This is a genomic window from Pseudoblastomonas marina (assembly GCF_014641655.1).
Taxonomy (GTDB): Bacteria; Pseudomonadota; Alphaproteobacteria; order Sphingomonadales; family Sphingomonadaceae; genus Alteriqipengyuania_A; species Alteriqipengyuania_A marina.
In genome coordinates, this window is sequence record NZ_BMID01000001.1 from 2,131,587 (window position 1) to 2,151,016 (window position 19,430).

Here is a 19,430-nt window from a genome sequence, read left to right on the forward strand (position 1 = left end):
TCATTTTCTTCCGGATGCACCGGAGCCGATTGCGCCGTCATCAATCCCCGCCCAAACTTTCCGTCTGGGCCCAAGAGTGCCCGCGGAAGGCTAAGAGTCAATGAACGAATCGCCGCGAAGCGCCGAGCCGAGCCGAATCACCGATGGTTCGTCCGCTGCGCGAGGCTGCGCTGCCTAATCCACCTCGATTTCATGCGCCTTGGCCCATTCGGACAGCGCCTCGCGCATGTTCGGCGGCGGATTGACGAGCCACTCGTTCATCGCCGATTCGATGGCCGGGATATCGATCCGCCGGACCAGTTCCTTGATCGGCCCGACTGCCGCCGGGGTGATCGAGAGGCGTCGATAGCCGAGCCCGATGAGGGCTAGCGCCTCGAGCCGCCGACCGCCCATCTCGCCGCACACGCCGATGTCGACCTGCCGCCCGACCGTGGCCTGGTGGACCCGCTTGAGGAAACGCAGGATCGCCGGGCTCAGCCAGTCGTAACGTTCGGCGAGGCGCGGATGCGCGCGGTCGGCCGCGAACAGGAACTGGGTCAGATCGTTGGTCCCGACCGAAATGAAGGACAGCCGCGGCAGCAGGTCGTCGAGGCATTCGGCGAGCGCCGGTACTTCGAGCATGCACCCGTAGCGAACTTCCTCGGGCACGCGCTTGCGCTGTTCGCGCAGCCATTTGAGCTGGCTTTCGAAGATCGCACGCGCAGCGTCGAATTCCCACGGCTCGGACACCATCGGGAACATCACGTTGAGCGTACGCCCCGCCGCGGCCTCCAGGAGCGCGCGCGACTGCGCCTTCATCAGGCCTTCGCGATCGAGCGCGATGCGCAGCGCGCGCCAGCCCATCGCGGGATTTTCCTCCGCCTCGATATCGTCCGCCTGGAGATAGGGCAGCGCCTTGTCGCCGCCGATATCGACCGTGCGGAACACCACCGGCTTGTTTCCGGCGGCATCGAGCACGTCGCGATAGAGGCGCGTCTGGCGCTCGCGCTGCGGCAGGGTCGAGGAAACGAGGAACTGGAACTCGGTCCGGAACAGGCCGATGCCGTCCGCGCCGGTCAGCGCGAGCGTCGGCATGTCGTCGCGCAGCCCGGCATTCATCATCACCATGATCCGCGTGCCGTCGCGGGTGAATGGCTCGACGTCGCGCAATTCGGCATAGGCCGCCTGGCGCTTCTTGTTCTGGGTGAAACGCGCCTCGAACGCATCGACCACGCTTTGCGCGGGCCGCACGAAGGCGGTTGCGCTGTCGGCATCGAGCAGGATCGGGTCGCCTTCGCGGACATGCCCGCGCAGATTGCGAATCCGCCCGAGCACCGGCACGCCCATCGCGCGCGCCACGATCACGACATGGGCGGTGAGCGATCCTTCCTCGAGCACCACGCCCTTCAGGCGGCGCTTGTCGTACTCGAGCAGTTCCGCCGGACCGAGATTGCGCGCAATCAGGATCGCATCCTCGCGCAGCCCCCGGCTCGCCGCGGTACCGAGCTGGCCCGAGACGATCCGCAACAACCGGTTCGCGAGATCCTCGAGATCGTGCATCCGGTCGGCGAGCAGCGGGTCGTCGATCTGGCGCATGCGCATGCGGGTGCGCTGCTGGACGCGTTCGATCGCGGCCTCGGCGGTCAGCCCGCTGTCGATCGCTTCGTTGATCCGCCGCGACCAGCCTTCGTCATAGGCGAACATCTTGTAGGTCGCGAGGACCTCCTCGTGCTCGCCGCCGACGCCGAACTCCGCCTGGTTCGCCATGTTGTCGATCTGCTCGCGCATCTTGTCAAAGGCGAGATAGACCCGCTGGCGTTCGGCCTCGGTATCCTCGGCCACCGTGTGCTCGATCGTGATCCGCGGCTGGTGGAACACCGCACTGCCTGCGGCGAGGCCGCGCACCAAGGTCTGCCCGTGGAGCTGGCACGGTTCGGTCAATTGCTCGTTCGCGCCCGATACGGCTTCATTGTCGACCAGTCCGGCATTGTCGATCAGTTCGGCGAGCACCATCGCGACGGTCTGCAGCGCCTCGATCTCGACATCGTCGTAGCGGCGCGGATCGGCATGCTGAACCGAGAGCACGCCCACCGCCCGTTCGCGCCGCACGATGGGCACGCCGGCAAAGGAGTGGAACTTGTCCTCGCCCGTTTCGGGGCGGTAGCTGAAGTCGGGATGCGACGCCGCCTCGGCGAGGTTGAGCGTCTCGATATTGATCGCGATCGTGCCGACCAGGCCCTCGCCCGTTCCGAGCCGGGTGACGTGGACGGCGGACTGGTCGAGGCCCCTGGTGGCGAACAGTTCGAGTTCGCCCTCGCGCAGGAGGTAGATCGAGCAAACCTCGCTATCGAGCTCCTCGCCGATCACCTCGACGACGGTGTTCAGTTTCGATTGCGCGCTGTCGCGCGAAGCCATCACCTCGTGAAGGCGGGTGAGGATCGTGCGGGCGGCGGCAGCGGCTTTGGGCATGCGCCGACCCTTAGCGCAGGGTGAGCCGCTAGGGAAAGCGGCTCACGCCAAATTGCGGATCAGTGCTCGGTCAGCTCGTCCTTGAGCGCGAGCTTCTGTCGCTTGAGATCGTGAATGCGCACTTCATCGGGCATGGGGCGGCCCTGTTCCTCGCGCAACTGGGCGTCGACCCGTGCGTGCTTGGCCTGCAATGCGGATGCGTGCGATGCTACCATGGATTTGCTCCTCGTATGGTTCGACGGTGCCAGCGGCACCGCCCGGTTGAAGCCGGACCCGAGGAAGCGACTCGCCGCCCTCGGGCGACCGACAGATTGTCATGCAAGCAGATTAAACATATCTTGCAAGCGGCATGACGAAATGCGCGGGCCGGACGGCGCGCGAGATGCGACAAAAGGAGCGTGCGGGCGGAGATGGACGAGGATGAATTGCGCCGCCGCCTCGAGCAATTGCGCATCGAGCATCGCGATCTCGATGCGGCGATCGACGCGTTGGCGCTGTCCGACACGCCCGACCAGCTGCGCATCATGCGGCTGAAAAAGCGTAAGCTTTCGCTGAAGGACCAGATGGCGGCGATCGCGGACGAGCTGCTTCCCGACATCATCGCCTGAGCGGTCGCGGTTCCGTCCCATCGGGGGACAGGCCTTCAACGACAGGCCCGTTAACCATTTGTATACCTTGCCAGCTTTGCCGATTTCCCGATACCAAACCGGCCATGCAGGACACCGCATCCGTCAGACCGCAACTTGTCGAGTCGCTCTATGTCGAGGCCCTCGCGCTGTCCGACGAGGTGCGCGCGGTGTTCGACCTTTCCGGGCTCGAGGCCTCCGACGAGAAGTCCTACGATCCGTTCCGCGTCGCGCTGTCATGCGAAGCGCTGCGCGCGACCACGCGGATGATGCACGCCGTCGCCTGGCTGCTCAACCAGCGCGCCTATATGCGCGGCGAACTTTCCGCGCTGCAAATGCATCGGCTGGGCAAGCTTACGCGTCTTAGCGGCCGCGATCCGGAGCGGATCGCGCAATTGCCGCTGCACCTGCGCGAAATGATCGAGGCGACCGAGACCTTCTACCGCCACCTGCAGCGTTTCGAGGAGCAGTGGAGCGAGAGCGACGCGATGGTCGCCGCACCCGTAACCGCGATGCAGGAGCGGCTGGCGGAGGTTTTCGCGGTCGCTTCCTAGACCGCGAGCAGCGCCTTTTCCCAGGCCGCGATCCGCGCGCTTCGGGCTTCATCATCCATCGCCGGGTCGAACCGGCTGCGCTGTCCCGCCATCGCCTCCGCCGCATCTTCGAGGCTGGCGTACCAGCCACAGCCATGCGCGGCGAGCATCGCGGCTCCCAGCGCGGTCGTTTCGAGCATGGCCGGCCGTTCGACCGGGAGGTCGAGCATGTCGGCAAGGTCCTGCGCGATCCAGTCATTGGCTGCCATCCCGCCATCGATCCGCAGGGTTTCCCATCGCGTCCCGTCGGCGGCGAAGGCGGTCGCCAGGTCGCGGGTCTGCAGCGCCATCGATTCGAGCGCGGCGCGCACGATCTGCGGCCGCCCGCTCGCGAAGCTCAGGCCGGAGACCACGCCTCGCGCCTCGGGCTTCCAGTGCGGCGCGCCCAGCCCCGACAGCGCCGGGACGACCACCACGCCGCCGCTGTCCGCCACCGACCTTGCCAGCACTTCCGTCTCGGCGGAGGATTCGATCAGGCCGAGCGTATCGCGGAGCCATTTGACGAGGCTGCCGGCAACGAACACCGACCCTTCGAGCGCGTAGTGCCGTTCGCCGTCCAGCTGGTAGAGCACGGTGCCGAGCAGGCGATGTCCCGAGCTTGGTGGCGTGGTGCCCTGGTTGGTCAGCACGAAGGCGCCGGTGCCGTAGGTCGCCTTGGTCTCGCCGGGTGACAGGCAGGCTTGGCCGATCGTCGCCGCCTGCTGGTCGCCAGCCAGCCCGCAGATCGGCAGTCCGGCGAAGGCGGGATCGCCATCGGCGACGGCCAGCGTACCCGCATTGTCGACGATCTCGGCCAATGCACCCGCAGGCACCCCAAACAATTCGCAAAGGTCCGCGTCCCACCCCTCGCCGTCGAGCGCCATCAGCAAGGTTCGGCTGGCATTGCTGGCATCGGTGATGTGGGCGCGCGAAAGCTTGAAGACGAGCCAGCTCTCGATCGTTCCGAAAACCAAGTTTCCGCTTTTCGCGGCCTCGCCAACCGCGGGCACGTGATCGAGCATCCAGCGCATCTTGGTGGCGGAAAAATAGGGATCGAGCAGCAATCCCGTCTTGGCCGTGACGCCCGCTTCCTCGCCGCGACCCTTGAGCTCGGCGCAGAAAGCGGCGGTCCGGCGGTCCTGCCACACGATCGCGCGCGCCAGCGGTTCGCCGCTGCCTCGATCCCACGCGACGACCGTCTCGCGCTGGTTGGAAATCCCGAGCGCCGCGACGTTCTGCCGGCCGCCCGCCGCCGCGATCGCCGCGCGCAGGCAGGCGAGCGTTTCGTCCCAGATTTCCGCCGCATCGTGTTCGACCCAACCGGGCTGCGGGTAATGCTGGGTGAATTCGCGCTGGGTGGTGTGGTGCAAGGCGCCCGCCCGGTCGAACAGCATCGCGCGGGTCGAGGTCGTGCCGGCATCGAGGACGAGGATGAACTGGCTCATGCGGGCGTTCTATCCGCTCGCCGCGAGCGAAGTCGAGAGCGGTCGTCCCACTTGTGTCGGCCGCTGCGCGTTGCATCGCCGCGGGACAAGCGCCACATGGGACTGCATGGTAGACATTCCGCCGAAACCCTGGCCCACGGGCACATCCGAACAGCTCGAACCGCTGGTCCGGCGCGTGCTCGCGCCCAATCCCTCACCCTATACCTATACCGGGACGCAGACCTACCTCGTCGGGGCAGGCAAGGATCTAGCCGTGATCGATCCGGGTCCGGACGAGGAGGCGCACCTCGCCGCGCTGGTCGATGCGATCGGTGAGCGAAATGTGGTTGCGATCATGTGCACCCATACCCACCGCGACCACTCGCCCGCCTCGATCCCGTTGAAGGCGCGCACCGGGGCGCCGATCATCGGCTGCGCGCCGCTGGCGCTCGACAGCGACGGCCCGCGCGCCGATGCGCCGTTCGATGCCAGCTATGTGCCCGACAGGGTGCTGGAAGACGGCGAAAGGGTCAGCGGAGACGGCTGGACCCTGACCGCCCTCGCCACGCCGGGCCACACCTCGAACCACCTGTGTTTCGCACTCGAGGAGAGCGACGCGCTGTTCACCGGCGACCATGTCATGGGCTGGTCGACCAGCGTCGTGGTGCCGCCCGATGGCGACATGCGCGATTACATGGAGAGCCTCGACACGCTCTATCGTCGCGAGGACAGGATCTATTACCCAGCCCACGGCCCCGCGGTCGAAAGGCCCCGGCAGTTGGTGCGCGGCATGATCGGACATCGCCGCCAGCGCGAGCGGCAGATCCTCAAACTGCTCGACCGCGAACCCCACGAAATCGCCGACATGGTTCCGCAAATGTACAAGGGGCTCGATCCGCGCCTCGTCGGCGCCGCGGGCAAATCGGTCGAGGCGCACCTGATCGATCTGGAACGCCGCGGCGAAGTCGCACGTTCGGACGATGTATGGCGAACGATGTAACCGAAAAACCGACGACCGAAGGGCTCGAGCCCCGCGTCGAACGAGACAAGCCGCTGGCCCGCGTGCAGGCATTGCCGTGGCTGCTGTTGATCCTTGCGCTGGCCGCGGTCGCCTGGCTGACCTGGCGCGCCTTCTTCTACGACGAGCGCGCCGATCCGGTCGGCAGCGCAATGCTCGCTTTCGAGAAACAGAATTCGCTGACGGTGTTTTCATCGCGGTTCGAGGTGGTCGCCGAAAGCGAGGATTCGCGCGGCGTTCTCAATCTCGACCTGCTCAATTCGCGCCAATTGGCGGTCATCCCCGCGCAGGTCGAATATCGCGTCGATCTCGGCTCGATGGATCGCGATCGCTTCGTCTGGAACGAGGACGCCGAGACGCTGACCGTGACCCTGCCGCCGCTGCGCGTCTCGCGCCCCAATCTCGACGAGGCGGCGGCGCGGACCTTCACCGAAGGTGCGTGGGTCACCCGCGACGCGAGCGAGGACCTCGCGCGCAACAATTCGCGCCAGGCCGAGCGCAAGGCCTCGACCTTCGCGCGCAATCCGGAAATCCTCGCTCTCGCCCGCAATGCGGCCAAGCAGGCGGTGCGCCAGAACCTCGCCATTCCGATGCAGGTCGCGGGCTATGGCGATGTCACCGTCGATGTGCGGTTCGACGGCGATTCGCCTTCCGATTGACCTTCCGCCGGGCGCGGCATAAATTCGTACGCCGAGGGTCGCTGGAATCTCTGGGGGGAGTTTCAGCCCATGGCAACAGCCGCCGCCGGCCAGCCCGCGAACACCGCGGGCTCGACGCGTTTCTTCGTCATCATGGCCTTCGTCATGTCCGCGATCATCGTCGCGGGGTTCTCGGTCAATCTCGCGATGGGGCGCTCGAGTTTCGCCGTGCCGTGGCAATATCATGTCCATGGCGTGATCTTCATGGGCTGGATCGCGCTCTTCCTCGCGCAGCACGTCACGATCGCGTCCGGCAATATGGCCTTGCATCGCCGGATCGGGCGCTTCGCGTGGTTCTGGGTGCCGACGATGGTCGCGGCGGGCATCACGATCATGCTCGTTGTCGCGCGCCGCACCGGCGGTCCGTTCTTCTTCCACGTCAGCGAATTCCTGATCAGCAATATCGCGATGCTGCTGGTCTTCGGCGGGCTCGCCTGGTGGGCGCTCAAGCGCCAGCGCTACACCGGCTGGCACCGCCGGCTGATGCTGTGTGCGATGGCCATCCTCACCGGCCCGGGGCTCGGCCGGCTGCTGCCGCTCCCGCTGATGATCCCCAACGCCTGGACGATCACCGTGGCGGCGACCTTCACCTTCCCGGTGATCGGGATGATCGCCGACAAGCGCCGCACCGGCCGGGTGCACCCGGCCTATTGGTGGGGCACGGGCATCTATGCCGGTGCCTTCCTCGCCTCGATGCTGCTGGCCTATTCGCCGCTCGGGCTCGCCATCACCGAGAGCGTGATCGCCGGTACGCCCGGAGCCGAACGCCCGCTCGAGGCGTTCCTGCCGCCCGGTTTCACGATGTAGCGCGCCGGGCGCCGAACCGGCCGGTAACGTTGCAAGTACCGGAGCGAGGCCTATGCTGCGCGCGCATTCCGCACGAAGTCCGCCGTAATCGATCGCTTTTCCGATCGGGATCTCGCGCGCCATTCCATCATGATCGCGAGGATCCATGAGCACCGAGACCACCGCCACCGACAGCACGATCGCGCCGCCGCTGATCGACCTTCCGATCCGTACCGCCTCGCGGGGGTTCTACGACGGTTTCAGTCGCGCGGTCACGATCCCGTCGAAGATCATCGTCTCCTTGCTGATCATGTGGGCGATCTTCTTTCCCGTCAGCGCCAGTGAAACGCTGAACGCCGCGAATTCGACCATCATCGCGACCTTCGCCGGCTGGTACGTGTACCTCGTCGCCTTCCTCATGCTGGTCTGCTTCGCACTCGCCCTCGTGCCGTCTGCGGGCCGCCTGCGGATCGGTGAGGCGGACGAAAAGCCCGAGTTCAACCGGTTCTCCTGGTTCGCCATGCTGTTCGGCGCGGGAATCGGGATCGGCATGCTGACCTATTCGACCGGCGAACCGCTGGCGCATTTCAGCAACAACCCCGACATCATCCGCGGTGCGATCGAGGCCCGCAGCAGCGAGGCGGTGCGCCCGGCCTATGTCTACACCTTCCTCCACTGGGGCTTCGCCGCCTGGGGCACCTACGCGCTCGTCGGGCTGGCGATCGGTTACGTATCCTATCGCCGCGGCCTGCCGCTGACGATCCGCTCGGCGCTCGCCCCCCTGTTCGGGCTGCGCCTGTCGGGGATCTGGGGCCATATCATCGATGTGGTCGCGGTGGTCGCGACGATCCTCGGCGTGGCGGTGACGATGGGCCTCGGGGTAGAGCAATTCATTGCCGGGCTTGCGCGACTGGGTCTCGGCGACTGGCTGCTCGATGGCGACGGCTCGTCTTCGGCGCTCGCCATCGTCCTCGCCCTGCTGGTGCTGGTCGGCGCCTCGACGCTCAGTGCGCTGTCGGGGGTCGGCCGCGGCATCAAATGGCTGTCGAACCTCAACATGGGCCTGTCCTTCGCCTTGCTCGCGCTGTTCCTCGTGGTCGGATCGGGGCTTTATGGCGCACAGCTTCTCGGCGTCGGCCTGTGGGATTATCTCGTCACGCTGGTCCCGAATTCGCTGACCCTGTTCGACGATACCGGAAGCGCGATCTCCGAAGCGCTGGTCCAGTGGCAGCTCGACTGGTCGGTTTTCTACTGGGCGTGGTGGATCGCCTTTGCCCCCTTCGTCGGCATGTTCATCGCGCGCATTTCACGCGGCCGCACGGTGCGCGAATACGTGCTCGGCGTGCTGCTCGTGCCCTCGCTGATGTGCTTCGTGTGGATGACGCTGGTGGGCGGGACCGCGATCGACCTCGAACTCAGCGGCGCCGCGAACGGGGCGATCGTCGATGCGCCGATGGCCGACCAGCTGTTCGCGACGCTCGCGATCCTACTCGACCCGGCGATCGCGGCGATCGTGTCGGGTCTCGTCGTCATCCTGCTGATGACCTATCTCGTGACGTCCACCGACAGCGCGATCCTGATCGTCAACACGATCAACGGCGCTGGCGAGAGCGAAGGCCAGCGACGCCGTCACATCCTGTTCTGGGGAGCGGCGCTCGCCTTCGTCGTCGGCAGCATGCTGATCCTCGGCGGGATCGACGCGATCCGCATCACCATGATCATCGGGGCGCTGCCGTTCTCGTTCGTGGTCGCGGCGATGGCGGTCTCGATCGTCAAGGCGGTGGCGTTCGACATCGTCCGCAAGCGGCACGGCGTCCCCACTACCGCGGAGGCCTGCGCCGAGGCAGCCGAGGCTTCCTGACGCCCCCCGGACGGAACCCTCTCGCATCGCGGCTCGTTCGATCTATAGAGGCGTCAGAACCGCGCCAGACGGGACCAGAATTATGACTGCTCAAGACACCAAGCTGCCGACCGGCGAAGACCTCGTCGCCGAGATCGATCGCCTCCGCAAGGAGCGCAACGCGATCATCCTCGGGCATTATTACCAGAGGCCCGAGATCCAGGATCTCGCCGATTTCGTCGGCGATTCGCTCCAGCTGTCGCAGATGGCAGCGGAGACCGATGCCGACGTGATCGCGTTCTGCGGGGTCAAGTTCATGGCCGACACCGCCAAGATCCTGAGCCCGGAAAAGATCGTCGTGCTGCCCGACATGGATGCCGGCTGCAGCCTCGAGGACAGCTGCCCGCCCGACAAGTTCAAGGCCTTCCGCGAGGCGCATCCCGATCACATCGCGCTGACCTACATCAACTGCTCGACCGAGGTGAAAGCGCTGTCGGACGTGATCGTCACCAGTTCGAGCGCCGAGACGATCCTCCAGCAGATCCCGAAGGACCAGCCGATCATCTTCGGCCCCGACCGGCATCTCGGCGGCTACCTCAACCGCAAATACGATCGCGACATGCTGCTGTGGCCGGGCGTGTGCATCGTGCACGAGGCGTTCAGCGAGCAGGAGCTCCTGAAGCTCAAGGCGCAGCACCCCGGCGCGCCGGTCGCCGCGCACCCCGAATGCCCGCCCCACGTGGTCGACCATGCCGACTATGTCGGTTCGACCAGCGGCATCCTCCAATTCGCCAAGACCTTCGAGGGCGACACGCTGATCGTCGCGACCGAACCGCATATCATCCACCAGATGGAAAAGGCGCTGCCCGAGAAGAACTTCGTCGGCGCGCCGGGTGCGGACGGCAACTGCAACTGCAACATCTGCCCCTACATGGCATTGAACACGCTCGAGAAGCTCTACACCTGCCTGCGCGACCTCGAACCCCGCATCGAGATCGAGGAAGGCCTGCGCCTCAAGGCCAAGCAGAGCCTCGACAAGATGCTCGAAATGGCCAGCGGCACGATCGGCAAGGGTGACCTCGGCCGCGCCTGACACAATCTCCGGAGAAGAATAGATGATCGCACGTTTCGCGCTCGCCACGGCGCTCGCCGCTGTCGCAACCCCGCTCGCCGCGCAGGATACCGATGCCGAGGATCCCTATATCTGGCTCGAGGAAATCCAGGGCGAGCGCGCGCTCGAACAGGTCGACGAATGGAATGCCGAGACCGAGGCGGTGCTCACGATCCAGCCCGAATACCCGGTCGCCAAGGCGTGGGCGAAGCAGATCCTCGACGATACCCGCCAGATCGCGATGCCTTCCGCGATCTACGGCGACCAGGTTACCAACCTGTGGCGCGATGCCGAAAATCCACGCGGCATCTGGCGGATCACGAGCCTCGAAAGCTACCGCGCCGGCAATCCCGAATGGCGCACCCTGATCGATGTCGACCAGCTCGGCCGCGACGAGGGCGAGAGCTACGTCTGGCACGGCGCGAACTGCCTCGCGCCCGATTACGAGCGCTGCCTCGTCTCGATCAGCCCCGGCGGCACCGATGCCGATATCGTCCGCGAATTCGACCTGAACACGGGCGAATTCGTCGAGGGCGGCTTCACCCTCCCGCAGGCGAAGTCGAATGTCGCCTGGTTCGATCGCGACACGCTCTTCGTCGGCACCGACGAAGGCGAAGGATCGCTGACCGACTCCGGTTACCCGCGCCTGGTGAAGCTGTGGCAACGCGGGACCGAATTCGCGCAGGCGCGCCAGATTGCCGAAGGCGAGCAGGCCGATGTCTCGACCAGCGGGTTTTCGGTCCTCGACGGCGATACGCGCTGGCGGTTCGTCAACCGCAGCCCCAGCTTCTGGACCAACCGGTTCGAACTGGTGCGCGAGGACGGCAGCACCGTCGCCGTGCCCCTGCCCGAGGATGCCGAATTCGAGGCAGTGCTGAACGGCCAGGTCATCGCCAAGCTCAACTCGCCGCTCGGCAATGAACGGCCCGGCGCGCTGCTCGCCTGGCCGCTGGCCGATATCATGCGCGGCTCCGCGCCCGCTCCCGTCGCGGTGTTCCGCCCGAGCGAAAGCCAGGCGATCGAGGAAGTCGCCTCGTCCGAGAGCAAGCTGTGGGTGAAGGTGCTCGACGACGTCTCGGGAAAGCTGATCGAGCTGACGCCCGGCGCGGGCGGCTGGACCCAACGCGAGATCGCCCTGCCCGCCAACAGCACGATCCAGATCGCCGAGACCAGCGGCAAGGGCGACACCGCCTTCGTCACGGTCGAAAGCATGCTGTCGCCGCCGACGCTCTATGCGGTGTCGAGCGAGGGTGAGCCGGTCGCGGTCGCAAGCGAGCCAGCCCAGTTCGACGCGTCGAAATTCGAGGTCGTGCAGAAGTTCGCCACCTCGAAAGACGGTACGCAGGTGCCCTATTACCTCGTCCGACCGAAAGGCGCCGAAGGCCCGCTGCCGACGCTGATCCACGCCTATGGCGGGTTTCGTGCCGCCCAGACGCCCAAATACCTCACCGCCGAGCCCTATCGCAGCGGTCCGCTGTCGCTGTTCTGGCTCGAAAGCGGCAACGCCTACGTCCTCGCCAATATTCGCGGGGGCGGCGAATACGGTCCGCGCTGGCACGAGGACGCGCTGCGCGAGAAGCGCCAGAACAGCTTCGACGATTTCCACGCCGTGGCCGACGACCTGGTCGCACAGAATCTGACCACGCCCGGACGCATCGCCGCCTCGGGCCGCTCCAACGGCGGCGTGCTGGTCGGCGCGGTCGCCAACCAGCGGCCCGACCTTTACGGCGCCTTCATCAGCGGCAGCCCGCTGATCGACATGCGGCGCTACAACAAGCTCCTCGCCGGCGCCTCGTGGATGGCCGAATACGGCAATCCCGACGTGCCCGAGGACTGGGCGTTCATGCGCGAATGGTCGCCCTACCAGAACATGCGCGACGTTCCGGGCTACCCGGCCGCGTTCTACTACCTGTCGACGCTCGACGACCGGGTCCATCCGGGCCATGCGCGCAAGGCCGCCGCCAAGCACGAGGCGTTCGGGCAGACCTTCTACTACCACGAATATCGCGAAGGCGGCCATTCGGTCGGCGCCGACCACGAGGAAGACGCCAAGCGCGCCGCGCTGCTGCTCGCCTTCCTCAACCGCGAGATCGGGAGCGAAGCCGACACCCAATAGGCACGGATCGCGTTCCGGCGCGTTATCTCCCTCGTAACGCAGTCGAAGGGGGATACGCGCTTGACCGGTGGCACGCCACTCAAGGGGCTGAGGGCCTGGATTCTCCACCGGCTGGTGGCGAATTACTGGTCGCTGCCCGCGGTCGCCGTGATCGCCGCGCCGATCGTCGCCGCGCTGGTCCTGTGGGCCGATCGCGCGGGGGCCGGCGCATGGGTGTTCGCGCGGGGGCTCAACCTGCTGGTCGCCGCCGACACCGCGCAGGACCTCGCGATCGCGATCGTCGGAATCGATGCCGCTTTTCTCACGCTCTACTGGTCGGTCACGCTGATCGTGCTGACGCTCGCCACCGGGCATCTCGGCGTGCGACTGGTCGATCGCTGGCTCGACAAGGGACTGGTCCGGCTGTCGATGGCGGGGCTGACCTTTTGCCTGGTTTTCTCGATCATCGTGCTCGCCCGGCTCGATCCCGAAGCACAACTCTCCGCCCTGCCGCATTTCGCCCTCGCGGCGATGTTCGTCCTCCAGCTGTTCAATCTCGGCATGCTCGGCGTCGCGATCCACGATCTGGGGCGGACCATGTTCGTCGACCGGTCGATCGCGCATGTCGGTGCCGCGGCAGCGGAGGTGACGTTGCGGCTGGATGCGCGCGAGGCGTTCGATGGCCCCTGGTCCTACGTGCTTTCCACCCCGCGCGAGGGATATGTCGAAGGGGTCGATCTCGCGCGCCTGCGCGAGCTCGTGCCCGATCACTGCCAAGCGATCCGCATCTGCGCGCCGCCGGGCAGCCACGTGCTGGACGGCGAGCCGATCGCCCTTTTCGCCTCGCGTCCCGACGATGTCGACGCCATCGGCAAGGCGATCGCGATCGGGGACTTCCGATCGGGCGTGCAGTCGACCGTGTTCGAAGTGCGCCTGCTGGTCGAAGTGGCAGCCCGCGCGCTGTCGCCCGGGATCAACGATTTCTACACCGCGCTCGCCTGTGCGGACCGGCTCGCCGCCGCGATGGCCGGGCAGGCCGTAAACTGGGTCGACGAGGGGCAGGCTTCCTGCTGGGCGGACGATCCGCGCTTCGAACTGCCGGGGCAGGATTTCCGCGGCCTGTTCGATGCGCCGCTCGACCAGTTCCGTCAGGCCGCGGCGGATTACCCTTCGGTCTCGATCCGGATGATCGAGAATTACGGGCGGCTGTATGCCTTGCTGGCGGCGGGGGATGCTTCGCCGAACCTGCTCGCCTTTCTCAGGCAAAGGGCGCAGGAATTGAGCGCCCACGCCGCCGACAATGCCGAACATCGAAAGGATCGAACCGCCATCGAACAGGCCTATCTCCGCTTCGACGACGCGTCGCCGCTCAAGGTCGCCGCATGACCCAGCTGCGCGCTCTGTGGCAGAATATCAATGCCAGCTACTGGTTCCTCCCGGCACTGTTCGCGGGCGCGGCGGTGTTGCTGGCCGTGGTCACGATCTCTCTCGACCGGAGCGGCTGGTCCGACCGGCTGACCGACCTGTCTTACATCATCCCCGCGCGGCCCGAGGGGGCCTCCAACATGCTCACCGTGATCGCGGGCAGCATGATCGGCGTCGCCTCGACCGTGTTCTCGATCACCATCGCCGCGGTGGCCTATGCCAGCGGCAATTACGGCCCGCGCCTGCTGACCAATTTCATGGAGGATCGCGGCAACCAGTTCAGCCTCGCGACTTTCATCGGCACCTTCGTCTATGCGATCACCGTCCTCCGCAGTGTGCGGGCGGAGGACGAGGCGGCCGCCAATTTCGAGGACGCCGTCTCCACCGCGCTGCCGGGCTTCGTGCCGCAACTGTCGCTGTTGGTCGCCTACGGGCTGATGGCCCTGTCGGTGGCGGTGCTGGTGTTCTTCCTCAATCACATCCCCGCCTCGATCCGGATCAATTCGGTACTCAAGGATATCGGCGCGCGGCTGATCGAGAAGGTCCGCCACCGCTTCCCCGACGACGATGCCGGGATCGAACCCGAGAACCGGCCCGACGGCATTCCGATTCGTGCGACCGGCAACGGCTACATCCAGATCGTCGACTACGAGAAGCTCCACCGGGTGGCAGACCGCAACGAATGCTGCCTCGTGATGGCGGTGCGCACGGGCGATTTCGTTCATCGCGACATGGTGCTGGCCTACTGGGTGAAGGATGACGACGAGGCTGCCGATTGTCCCGACGACGAGGTCCGCGAGGCCTTCGCGCTCGGCAGCCGCCGGACCCCCGGGCAGGACCTCCAATTCCTGATCGACGAGCTGGTCGAGATCGGGTTGCGCGCACTGTCGCCCGGCATCAACGATCCCTTCACCGCGATCACGGCGCTGCACTGGCTCGGCGCGGCAACGGCGGAACTGGGCGGCCGCGACCTCCGCCTGAAGCTCGGCAACGGTGACGATATCGACGACCATGTGGTCACGCTGGACGACGACTTTCGGCACTACCTCCAGCGCGGCTTCGGCTCGATCCGCTCGGGCGTGGCGACCAACCGGATTGCCGCGCTCGCGATGTTCGATGCGCTGCTCAATGCGCGCTCCTCGCTCGTCAGCGAGAGCCGCGACGCGCTGCTCCGTCAGGAGGGCGACCTGCTCATCCGCCAGTCGCGCGAACATTTGGTCGGGCCCGAGCTCGAGGCGGTCGAGGCGCGCTTCGCCACGTTCGAAAAGGCGTTCGGCTAGCTGATTTTCGCCAGTCGCGCCGGGTCGCCCGCCCTGCTCGATCGCGCCAGCACGAGCGCCCCGCCGACCAGCGCCATGCCGAGCGCGTCGAGCGGCAACACCGCCTCGCGAAAGGCGAACCAGCCGATCACCGCAGCGATCGCCGGTTGGGTCAGCAGCGTCATGCCGACGATCAGCGGCGCGAAATAGCGCAGTGCGTAGACGAGGCAGCCTTGGCCGACAATCTGGCTCGACAAGGCGAGGCCGATATTGGGCCACCAGATCTGCGGCAGGACCGGCTCGCCAAGCGCAAGCGCGATTGCCAGCAGGACAGGTATGCCAGCGGCGCTGGCGATTGCGAGCAGGGTCCAATTGCCTGCCTGCATCCGCGCACGCTGGAGGCCGAGGATGTAAAAGGTGTAGAGGAGTCCGGCGAGGATGCAGAACAGGTCTCCGACCAGAAAGCGCGGATCAATCTCGAGGCTGCGTCCCAGAAGGATTGCGGCTCCGCCCAGCGCCGCCGCCACCGCGATCGCTTCCTTCGTGGTCGGCAGGCGCCGCAACAGGAACAGGCCCCACGCCATCAGCAACACGCTGCCCGAATTGCCGAACAGCGTCGCGTTGCCGAGCCGGGTGCGTTCGATCCCGACATGCCAGCTGGCAAGATCGAGCGCGAAAAACACGCCTGCACCCAGCGCCAGCCAGAGAACCCGGCGCGGCAGCGGCGGGGCGCCCTTTCGCTCGTGCCACGCGAAGGCCAACAGCAAGGGCAATGCGATGAGAAGGCGCCAGAATCCGGCTGCCACCGGACCGCTATCGGCGACCCGGACGAACCACGGCCCGATCGCGAGCGCGGCATTGCCCGCAAGCAGCGCGGCGAAGGCCAGCGCGGGCACCTTGCCCTCGGTCTCCTCATGCGTTGCAATGCCCATTGCCCTGCCCTAGCCGAGCGGCACGTCCTGCCTAGAGAAAATCGTGGAGACCTGCGTGACCGAAGCCCTGTTCCAGCCGATCAAGCTCGGCGCGATCGATGCGCCCAACCGGATCCTCATGGCCCCGCTGACGCGCGGCCGTTCGACCCAGCCGGGCTCGGTCCCGAACGAGATGATGGCAACCTATTATCGCCAACGCGCCGGCGCTGGGCTGATCCTGTCCGAGGCAACCGGGATCACCCGCGAAGGGCTCGGTTGGCCGGCCGCGCCCGGCGTGTGGAGCGAGGAACAGGTCGAAGGCTGGAAGGGCGTCACGAGCGCGGTACACGAGGCCGGCGGCCGGATCGCCTGCCAGCTGTGGCATATGGGCCGTCTCGTCCACCCGGACTTCCTCGACGGCGAACCGCCGGTCTCGGCCTCCGCGACCTGCGCGCCGGGGCACGCGCACACCCCGACCGGGCGACAGGACTACCAGCCCGCCCGCGCGCTCGGCACCGACGAGGTCGCGCGGGTCGTCGCCGACTATGCCAGGGCCGCGGCCAATGCGATGGAAGCCGGATTCGACGGGGTGCAGCTGCACGGCGCGAATGGCTACCTCGTCGACCAGTTCCTGCGCCGCTCGACCAACCTCCGGGACGACAGGTATGGCGGCTCGACCGCGAACCGCACCCGCTTCCTGCGCGAGGTGCTGACCGCGCTGATCGCCGAGATCGGCGCCGACCGCGTCGGACTGCGGCTCTCGCCCAATGGCGAGACGCAAGGTTGCGACGATATCAGCCCGGCCGACACGTTCGGTGCGGCGGCAGGCGTCGCCGAAGAGCTCGGCATCGCCTATCTCGAACTCCGCCAGCCCGGGGTCGACGGCACCTTCGGGCAGACCGGCGTGCCCAAGCAGGGCACGATGATCCGCGATATCTTCACCGGGCCGCTGATCTTCAACAGCGACTATGCCGGCGAGGATGCGACGCGCGACGTCCGGCTCGGCCGCTGCGACGCGATCAGTTTCGGACGCCCGTATATCTCGAATCCCGACCTCGATCAGCGGCTCGCCCAGCAGGCGCCGCTCGCGCCGAACAAGGACGTGCCCGCAAGCTGGTACCTGCCGGGGCCCGCCGGCTATATCGACTATCCGACGATGGCAGAGGAGGCCGCGTGATGTCGCAACACCGTTCGTGGATGTTCGTCCCCGCCGACAGCGAGAAGAAGCTGGGCAAGGCGATGGATTTGGGGGCCGACGTGATCATCGTCGACCTGGAGGATTCGGTCGCTCCGCAGAACAAGCACCAAGGCCGCGAAATGGCGCGCGAGTGGCTCGAACGGACCAAAGCGCAAGCGCTCGATCCCGAAGCGCCGCAGCGCTGGATCCGCGTCAACGCGCTCGACACCGATGACTGGGCGGCGGATTTGCGCGCGGTGATGCCGGGCGCGCCGGCCGGGATCATGCTGCCCAAGGCACTCGGGCCCGACAGCGTCAGCCAGCTCGCCGGCGAGCTCTACCAGCTCGAACAGGCGGGCAGCGCGCAAAAGGGCACGACCCGGATCCTCCCGCTGGTGAGCGAGGTGCCGCAGGCGGCGCTGACGATCGGGACCTATGCCGGGGCCGCGCTGCCGCGACTGGGCGGGCTGACCTGGGGCGCCGAAGACCTCTCGGCCGCGATCGGGGCTTCGCGCAAGCGCGACGCGAACAAGAACTGGACCGACGCCTTCCGCATGATCCGCGCGCAGGTGCTGCTCGCGGCGCATGCCTCGGGCGTGCCCGCGATCGACACGCTGTGGGACGATTTTTCCGACATGGAAGGGCTCGAGACCGCCGCGCGCAATGCCCGCGCCGACGGGTTCGCCGGCATGCTCGCGATCCACCCCAACCAGGTCGAGGTCATAAACCGCGCCTTCACGCCGAGCGAGGAAGAGGTCGAGGAGGCGCGCCGGATCGTCGCCGCCTTCGCCAGCCAGCCGGGGGTCGGGACGCTGTCGCTCGACGGCAAGATGCTCGACCAGCCGCACTTGCAGCTGGCCCGGCGGGTCCTGGGAATGGACAGCTAACCCTCAGCGGGCAGCCGCCCCAGCGGACTTATTCGTCGCTCGGGGTCTTCGACGGCAGGACCGAAACCGGCGGCGGCGGGGCATCGGACGATGCGGCCTTGGCCGGTGCCGAGGGGCGTGCCGGTGCCGGTGCGGGGGAGGGAGACGTCGCGGTGCCCCCCGGCCGGGGCGTTTCCGTAGCGGGCGCGCCGCCATCGGATTCGGCGGCGTCGGCTGCTTCCCCGTCTTCCGTTCCTTCTTCGGTCGGCACGCTCGTGCCCTGCGGATCGGCGGGCGCTTCGGAACGCAGCTGGTCGAGCGGGATCATCGCATCGCTGGCCGATCCGGGCAGCACTTCGCCGGTCGCATCGCCTTCGGCCACCTCGCCGGCGCTTTCGCCGCCGCAGGCCGCCACGCCCAGCAGCGCCACCATCACAACGGCTAGTCTCACGAATCCTCCTTGGGGCAGGCCCGCCCGAGCGCGGCGAGGAAATCGTCGGCATGGCGCAGCAGCGCCGCATCCCATTCCTCGCTCGAAACCATCATGCCAAGCCGCGCGAGGCTCGTCACGCCATATTCGTCGATCCCGCACGGCACGATTCCGGCGAAATGCGACAGGTCGGGATCGAGATTGACCGAGAAGCCGTGCATCGTGACCCAACGCCGCACGCGCACGCCGATCGCACCGATCTTGGCCTCGCGCCCGTCGATATCCTGCGTCCAGATGCCGATGCGGCCTTCGGCGCGCCAGCTCTCGACCCCGAATTCGGCGAGCGTGGCGATCACCCAGCCCTCGAGCGCGTGGACGAAGCCGCGCACGTCGCGCGCGCGTTTCGTCAGGTCGAGCAGGACATAGCCGATCCGCTGTCCCGGTCCGTGATAGGTATAACGCCCGCCGCGCCCCGCGGTCACGACGTCGAAACGCGGATCGAGCAGTTCGGTCTCGTCGGCCGACGTCCCCGCCGTGTAGACCGGCGGGTGCTCGAGCAGCCAGACGAGTTCGCGCGCACCCTCTTCGCGAATTGCGGCGTTGCGCGCAGTCATCTCCGCCAGCGCCGCTCGATAGGGCACGGGCGCCGCCTCGCGCAGCCACTCGATTTCGGCATTAACGTCCATCGGCGATTGCGTGGCGTGCCCTCGACCGCTTATCAAGGGGGAAACGGAAGGGACCCCA

Annotated in this window: 18 protein-coding genes; 12 read left to right on the plus strand and 6 right to left on the minus strand. The window is 66.9% G+C overall.

Features of this window, described 5'->3' with window-relative positions; all coding sequences use genetic code 11:
- Window positions 1–174: 174 nt before the first annotated feature.
- Complete coding sequence (gene ptsP, locus IEW49_RS10400) at window positions 175–2,448, minus strand: phosphoenolpyruvate--protein phosphotransferase (protein ID WP_188642585.1); 2,274 nt, start codon at window positions 2,446–2,448, stop codon at window positions 175–177.
- Window positions 2,449–2,507: 59 nt separating this feature from the next.
- Entirely contained in the window at window positions 2,508–2,663 is a 156-nt protein-coding gene (locus IEW49_RS10405; RefSeq protein ID WP_188642586.1) for a YdcH family protein, read from the minus strand.
- Between the two features lie 195 nt (window positions 2,664–2,858).
- Here IEW49_RS10405 and IEW49_RS10410 point away from each other — a divergent pair, with 195 nt between their 5' ends.
- Window positions 2,859–3,056: a YdcH family protein gene (locus IEW49_RS10410; RefSeq protein ID WP_188643186.1), complete on the plus strand. Its 198-nt coding sequence runs from the start codon at window positions 2,859–2,861 to the stop codon at window positions 3,054–3,056.
- A gap of 104 nt (window positions 3,057–3,160) precedes the next feature.
- Window positions 3,161–3,628, plus strand: coding sequence for a DUF1465 family protein (locus tag IEW49_RS10415; RefSeq protein WP_188642587.1), 468 nt, complete (start codon window positions 3,161–3,163; stop codon window positions 3,626–3,628).
- On the opposite strand, the gene glpK is transcribed toward IEW49_RS10415, so the two are convergent.
- On the minus strand, window positions 3,625–5,091 hold the full coding sequence (glpK, locus tag IEW49_RS10420; RefSeq protein WP_188642588.1) for a glycerol kinase GlpK: 1,467 nt from the start codon (window positions 5,089–5,091) through the stop codon (window positions 3,625–3,627). The genes IEW49_RS10415 and glpK overlap by 4 nt on opposite strands.
- 106 nt (window positions 5,092–5,197) lie before the next feature.
- Here glpK and IEW49_RS10425 point away from each other — a divergent pair, with 106 nt between their 5' ends.
- From IEW49_RS10425 to IEW49_RS10460, 8 genes are all read left to right on the plus strand, one after another.
- Window positions 5,198–6,070 (plus strand): MBL fold metallo-hydrolase, encoded by an 873-nt coding sequence (locus tag IEW49_RS10425; RefSeq protein ID WP_188642589.1) that lies wholly within the window; start codon window positions 5,198–5,200, stop codon window positions 6,068–6,070.
- Window positions 6,055–6,747 (plus strand): DUF4230 domain-containing protein, encoded by a 693-nt coding sequence (locus IEW49_RS10430; protein WP_188642590.1) that lies wholly within the window; start codon window positions 6,055–6,057, stop codon window positions 6,745–6,747. The genes IEW49_RS10425 and IEW49_RS10430 overlap by 16 nt, the downstream gene beginning before the upstream one ends.
- Window positions 6,748–6,816: 69 nt before the next feature.
- The gene (locus IEW49_RS10435) at window positions 6,817–7,593 is read left to right on the plus strand and encodes a hypothetical protein (RefSeq protein ID WP_188642591.1); all 777 of its coding nucleotides are present in this window, start codon (window positions 6,817–6,819) and stop codon (window positions 7,591–7,593) included.
- Window positions 7,594–7,738: 145 nt separating this feature from the next.
- Entirely contained in the window at window positions 7,739–9,433 is a 1,695-nt protein-coding gene (locus IEW49_RS10440) for a BCCT family transporter (protein ID WP_188642592.1), read from the plus strand.
- Between the two features lie 82 nt (window positions 9,434–9,515).
- A complete protein-coding gene (nadA, locus tag IEW49_RS10445) occupies window positions 9,516–10,505 on the plus strand; it encodes a quinolinate synthase NadA (RefSeq protein ID WP_188642593.1) in 990 nt (329 codons plus the stop codon).
- A 22-nt stretch (window positions 10,506–10,527) separates the two neighbouring features.
- A complete protein-coding gene (locus tag IEW49_RS10450) occupies window positions 10,528–12,639 on the plus strand; it encodes a prolyl oligopeptidase family serine peptidase (protein WP_188642594.1) in 2,112 nt (703 codons plus the stop codon).
- A 60-nt stretch (window positions 12,640–12,699) separates the two neighbouring features.
- Window positions 12,700–14,004 carry a DUF2254 family protein gene (locus IEW49_RS10455; RefSeq protein WP_188642595.1) on the plus strand — a complete coding sequence of 435 codons (1,305 nt, stop codon included), beginning with the start codon at window positions 12,700–12,702 and terminating at the stop codon, window positions 14,002–14,004.
- Window positions 14,001–15,323 (plus strand): DUF2254 domain-containing protein, encoded by a 1,323-nt coding sequence (locus tag IEW49_RS10460; protein ID WP_188642596.1) that lies wholly within the window; start codon window positions 14,001–14,003, stop codon window positions 15,321–15,323. Before IEW49_RS10455 ends, IEW49_RS10460 begins: the two co-directional genes overlap by 4 nt.
- Here the strand turns inward: IEW49_RS10460 and IEW49_RS10465 are convergent.
- On the minus strand, window positions 15,320–16,234 hold the full coding sequence (locus tag IEW49_RS10465; RefSeq protein ID WP_188642597.1) for a DMT family transporter: 915 nt from the start codon (window positions 16,232–16,234) through the stop codon (window positions 15,320–15,322). The two genes, IEW49_RS10460 and IEW49_RS10465, sit on opposite strands and share 4 nt — an antisense overlap.
- Window positions 16,235–16,289: 55 nt before the next feature.
- Here IEW49_RS10465 and IEW49_RS10470 point away from each other — a divergent pair, with 55 nt between their 5' ends.
- Both IEW49_RS10470 and IEW49_RS10475 read left to right on the plus strand, forming a co-directional pair.
- Window positions 16,290–17,390 carry an alkene reductase gene (locus tag IEW49_RS10470; RefSeq protein WP_188642598.1) on the plus strand — a complete coding sequence of 367 codons (1,101 nt, stop codon included), beginning with the start codon at window positions 16,290–16,292 and terminating at the stop codon, window positions 17,388–17,390.
- Complete coding sequence (locus IEW49_RS10475; RefSeq protein ID WP_188642599.1) at window positions 17,390–18,277, plus strand: HpcH/HpaI aldolase/citrate lyase family protein; 888 nt, start codon at window positions 17,390–17,392, stop codon at window positions 18,275–18,277. The genes IEW49_RS10470 and IEW49_RS10475 overlap by 1 nt, the downstream gene beginning before the upstream one ends.
- A gap of 28 nt (window positions 18,278–18,305) precedes the next feature.
- On the opposite strand, the gene IEW49_RS10480 is transcribed toward IEW49_RS10475, so the two are convergent.
- A complete protein-coding gene (locus tag IEW49_RS10480) occupies window positions 18,306–18,707 on the minus strand; it encodes a hypothetical protein (RefSeq protein ID WP_188642600.1) in 402 nt (133 codons plus the stop codon).
- Window positions 18,704–19,372 carry a lipoyl(octanoyl) transferase LipB gene (lipB, locus tag IEW49_RS10485; protein ID WP_188642601.1) on the minus strand — a complete coding sequence of 223 codons (669 nt, stop codon included), beginning with the start codon at window positions 19,370–19,372 and terminating at the stop codon, window positions 18,704–18,706. The genes IEW49_RS10480 and lipB overlap by 4 nt, the downstream gene beginning before the upstream one ends.
- Between the last annotated feature and the right edge of the window lie 58 nt (window positions 19,373–19,430).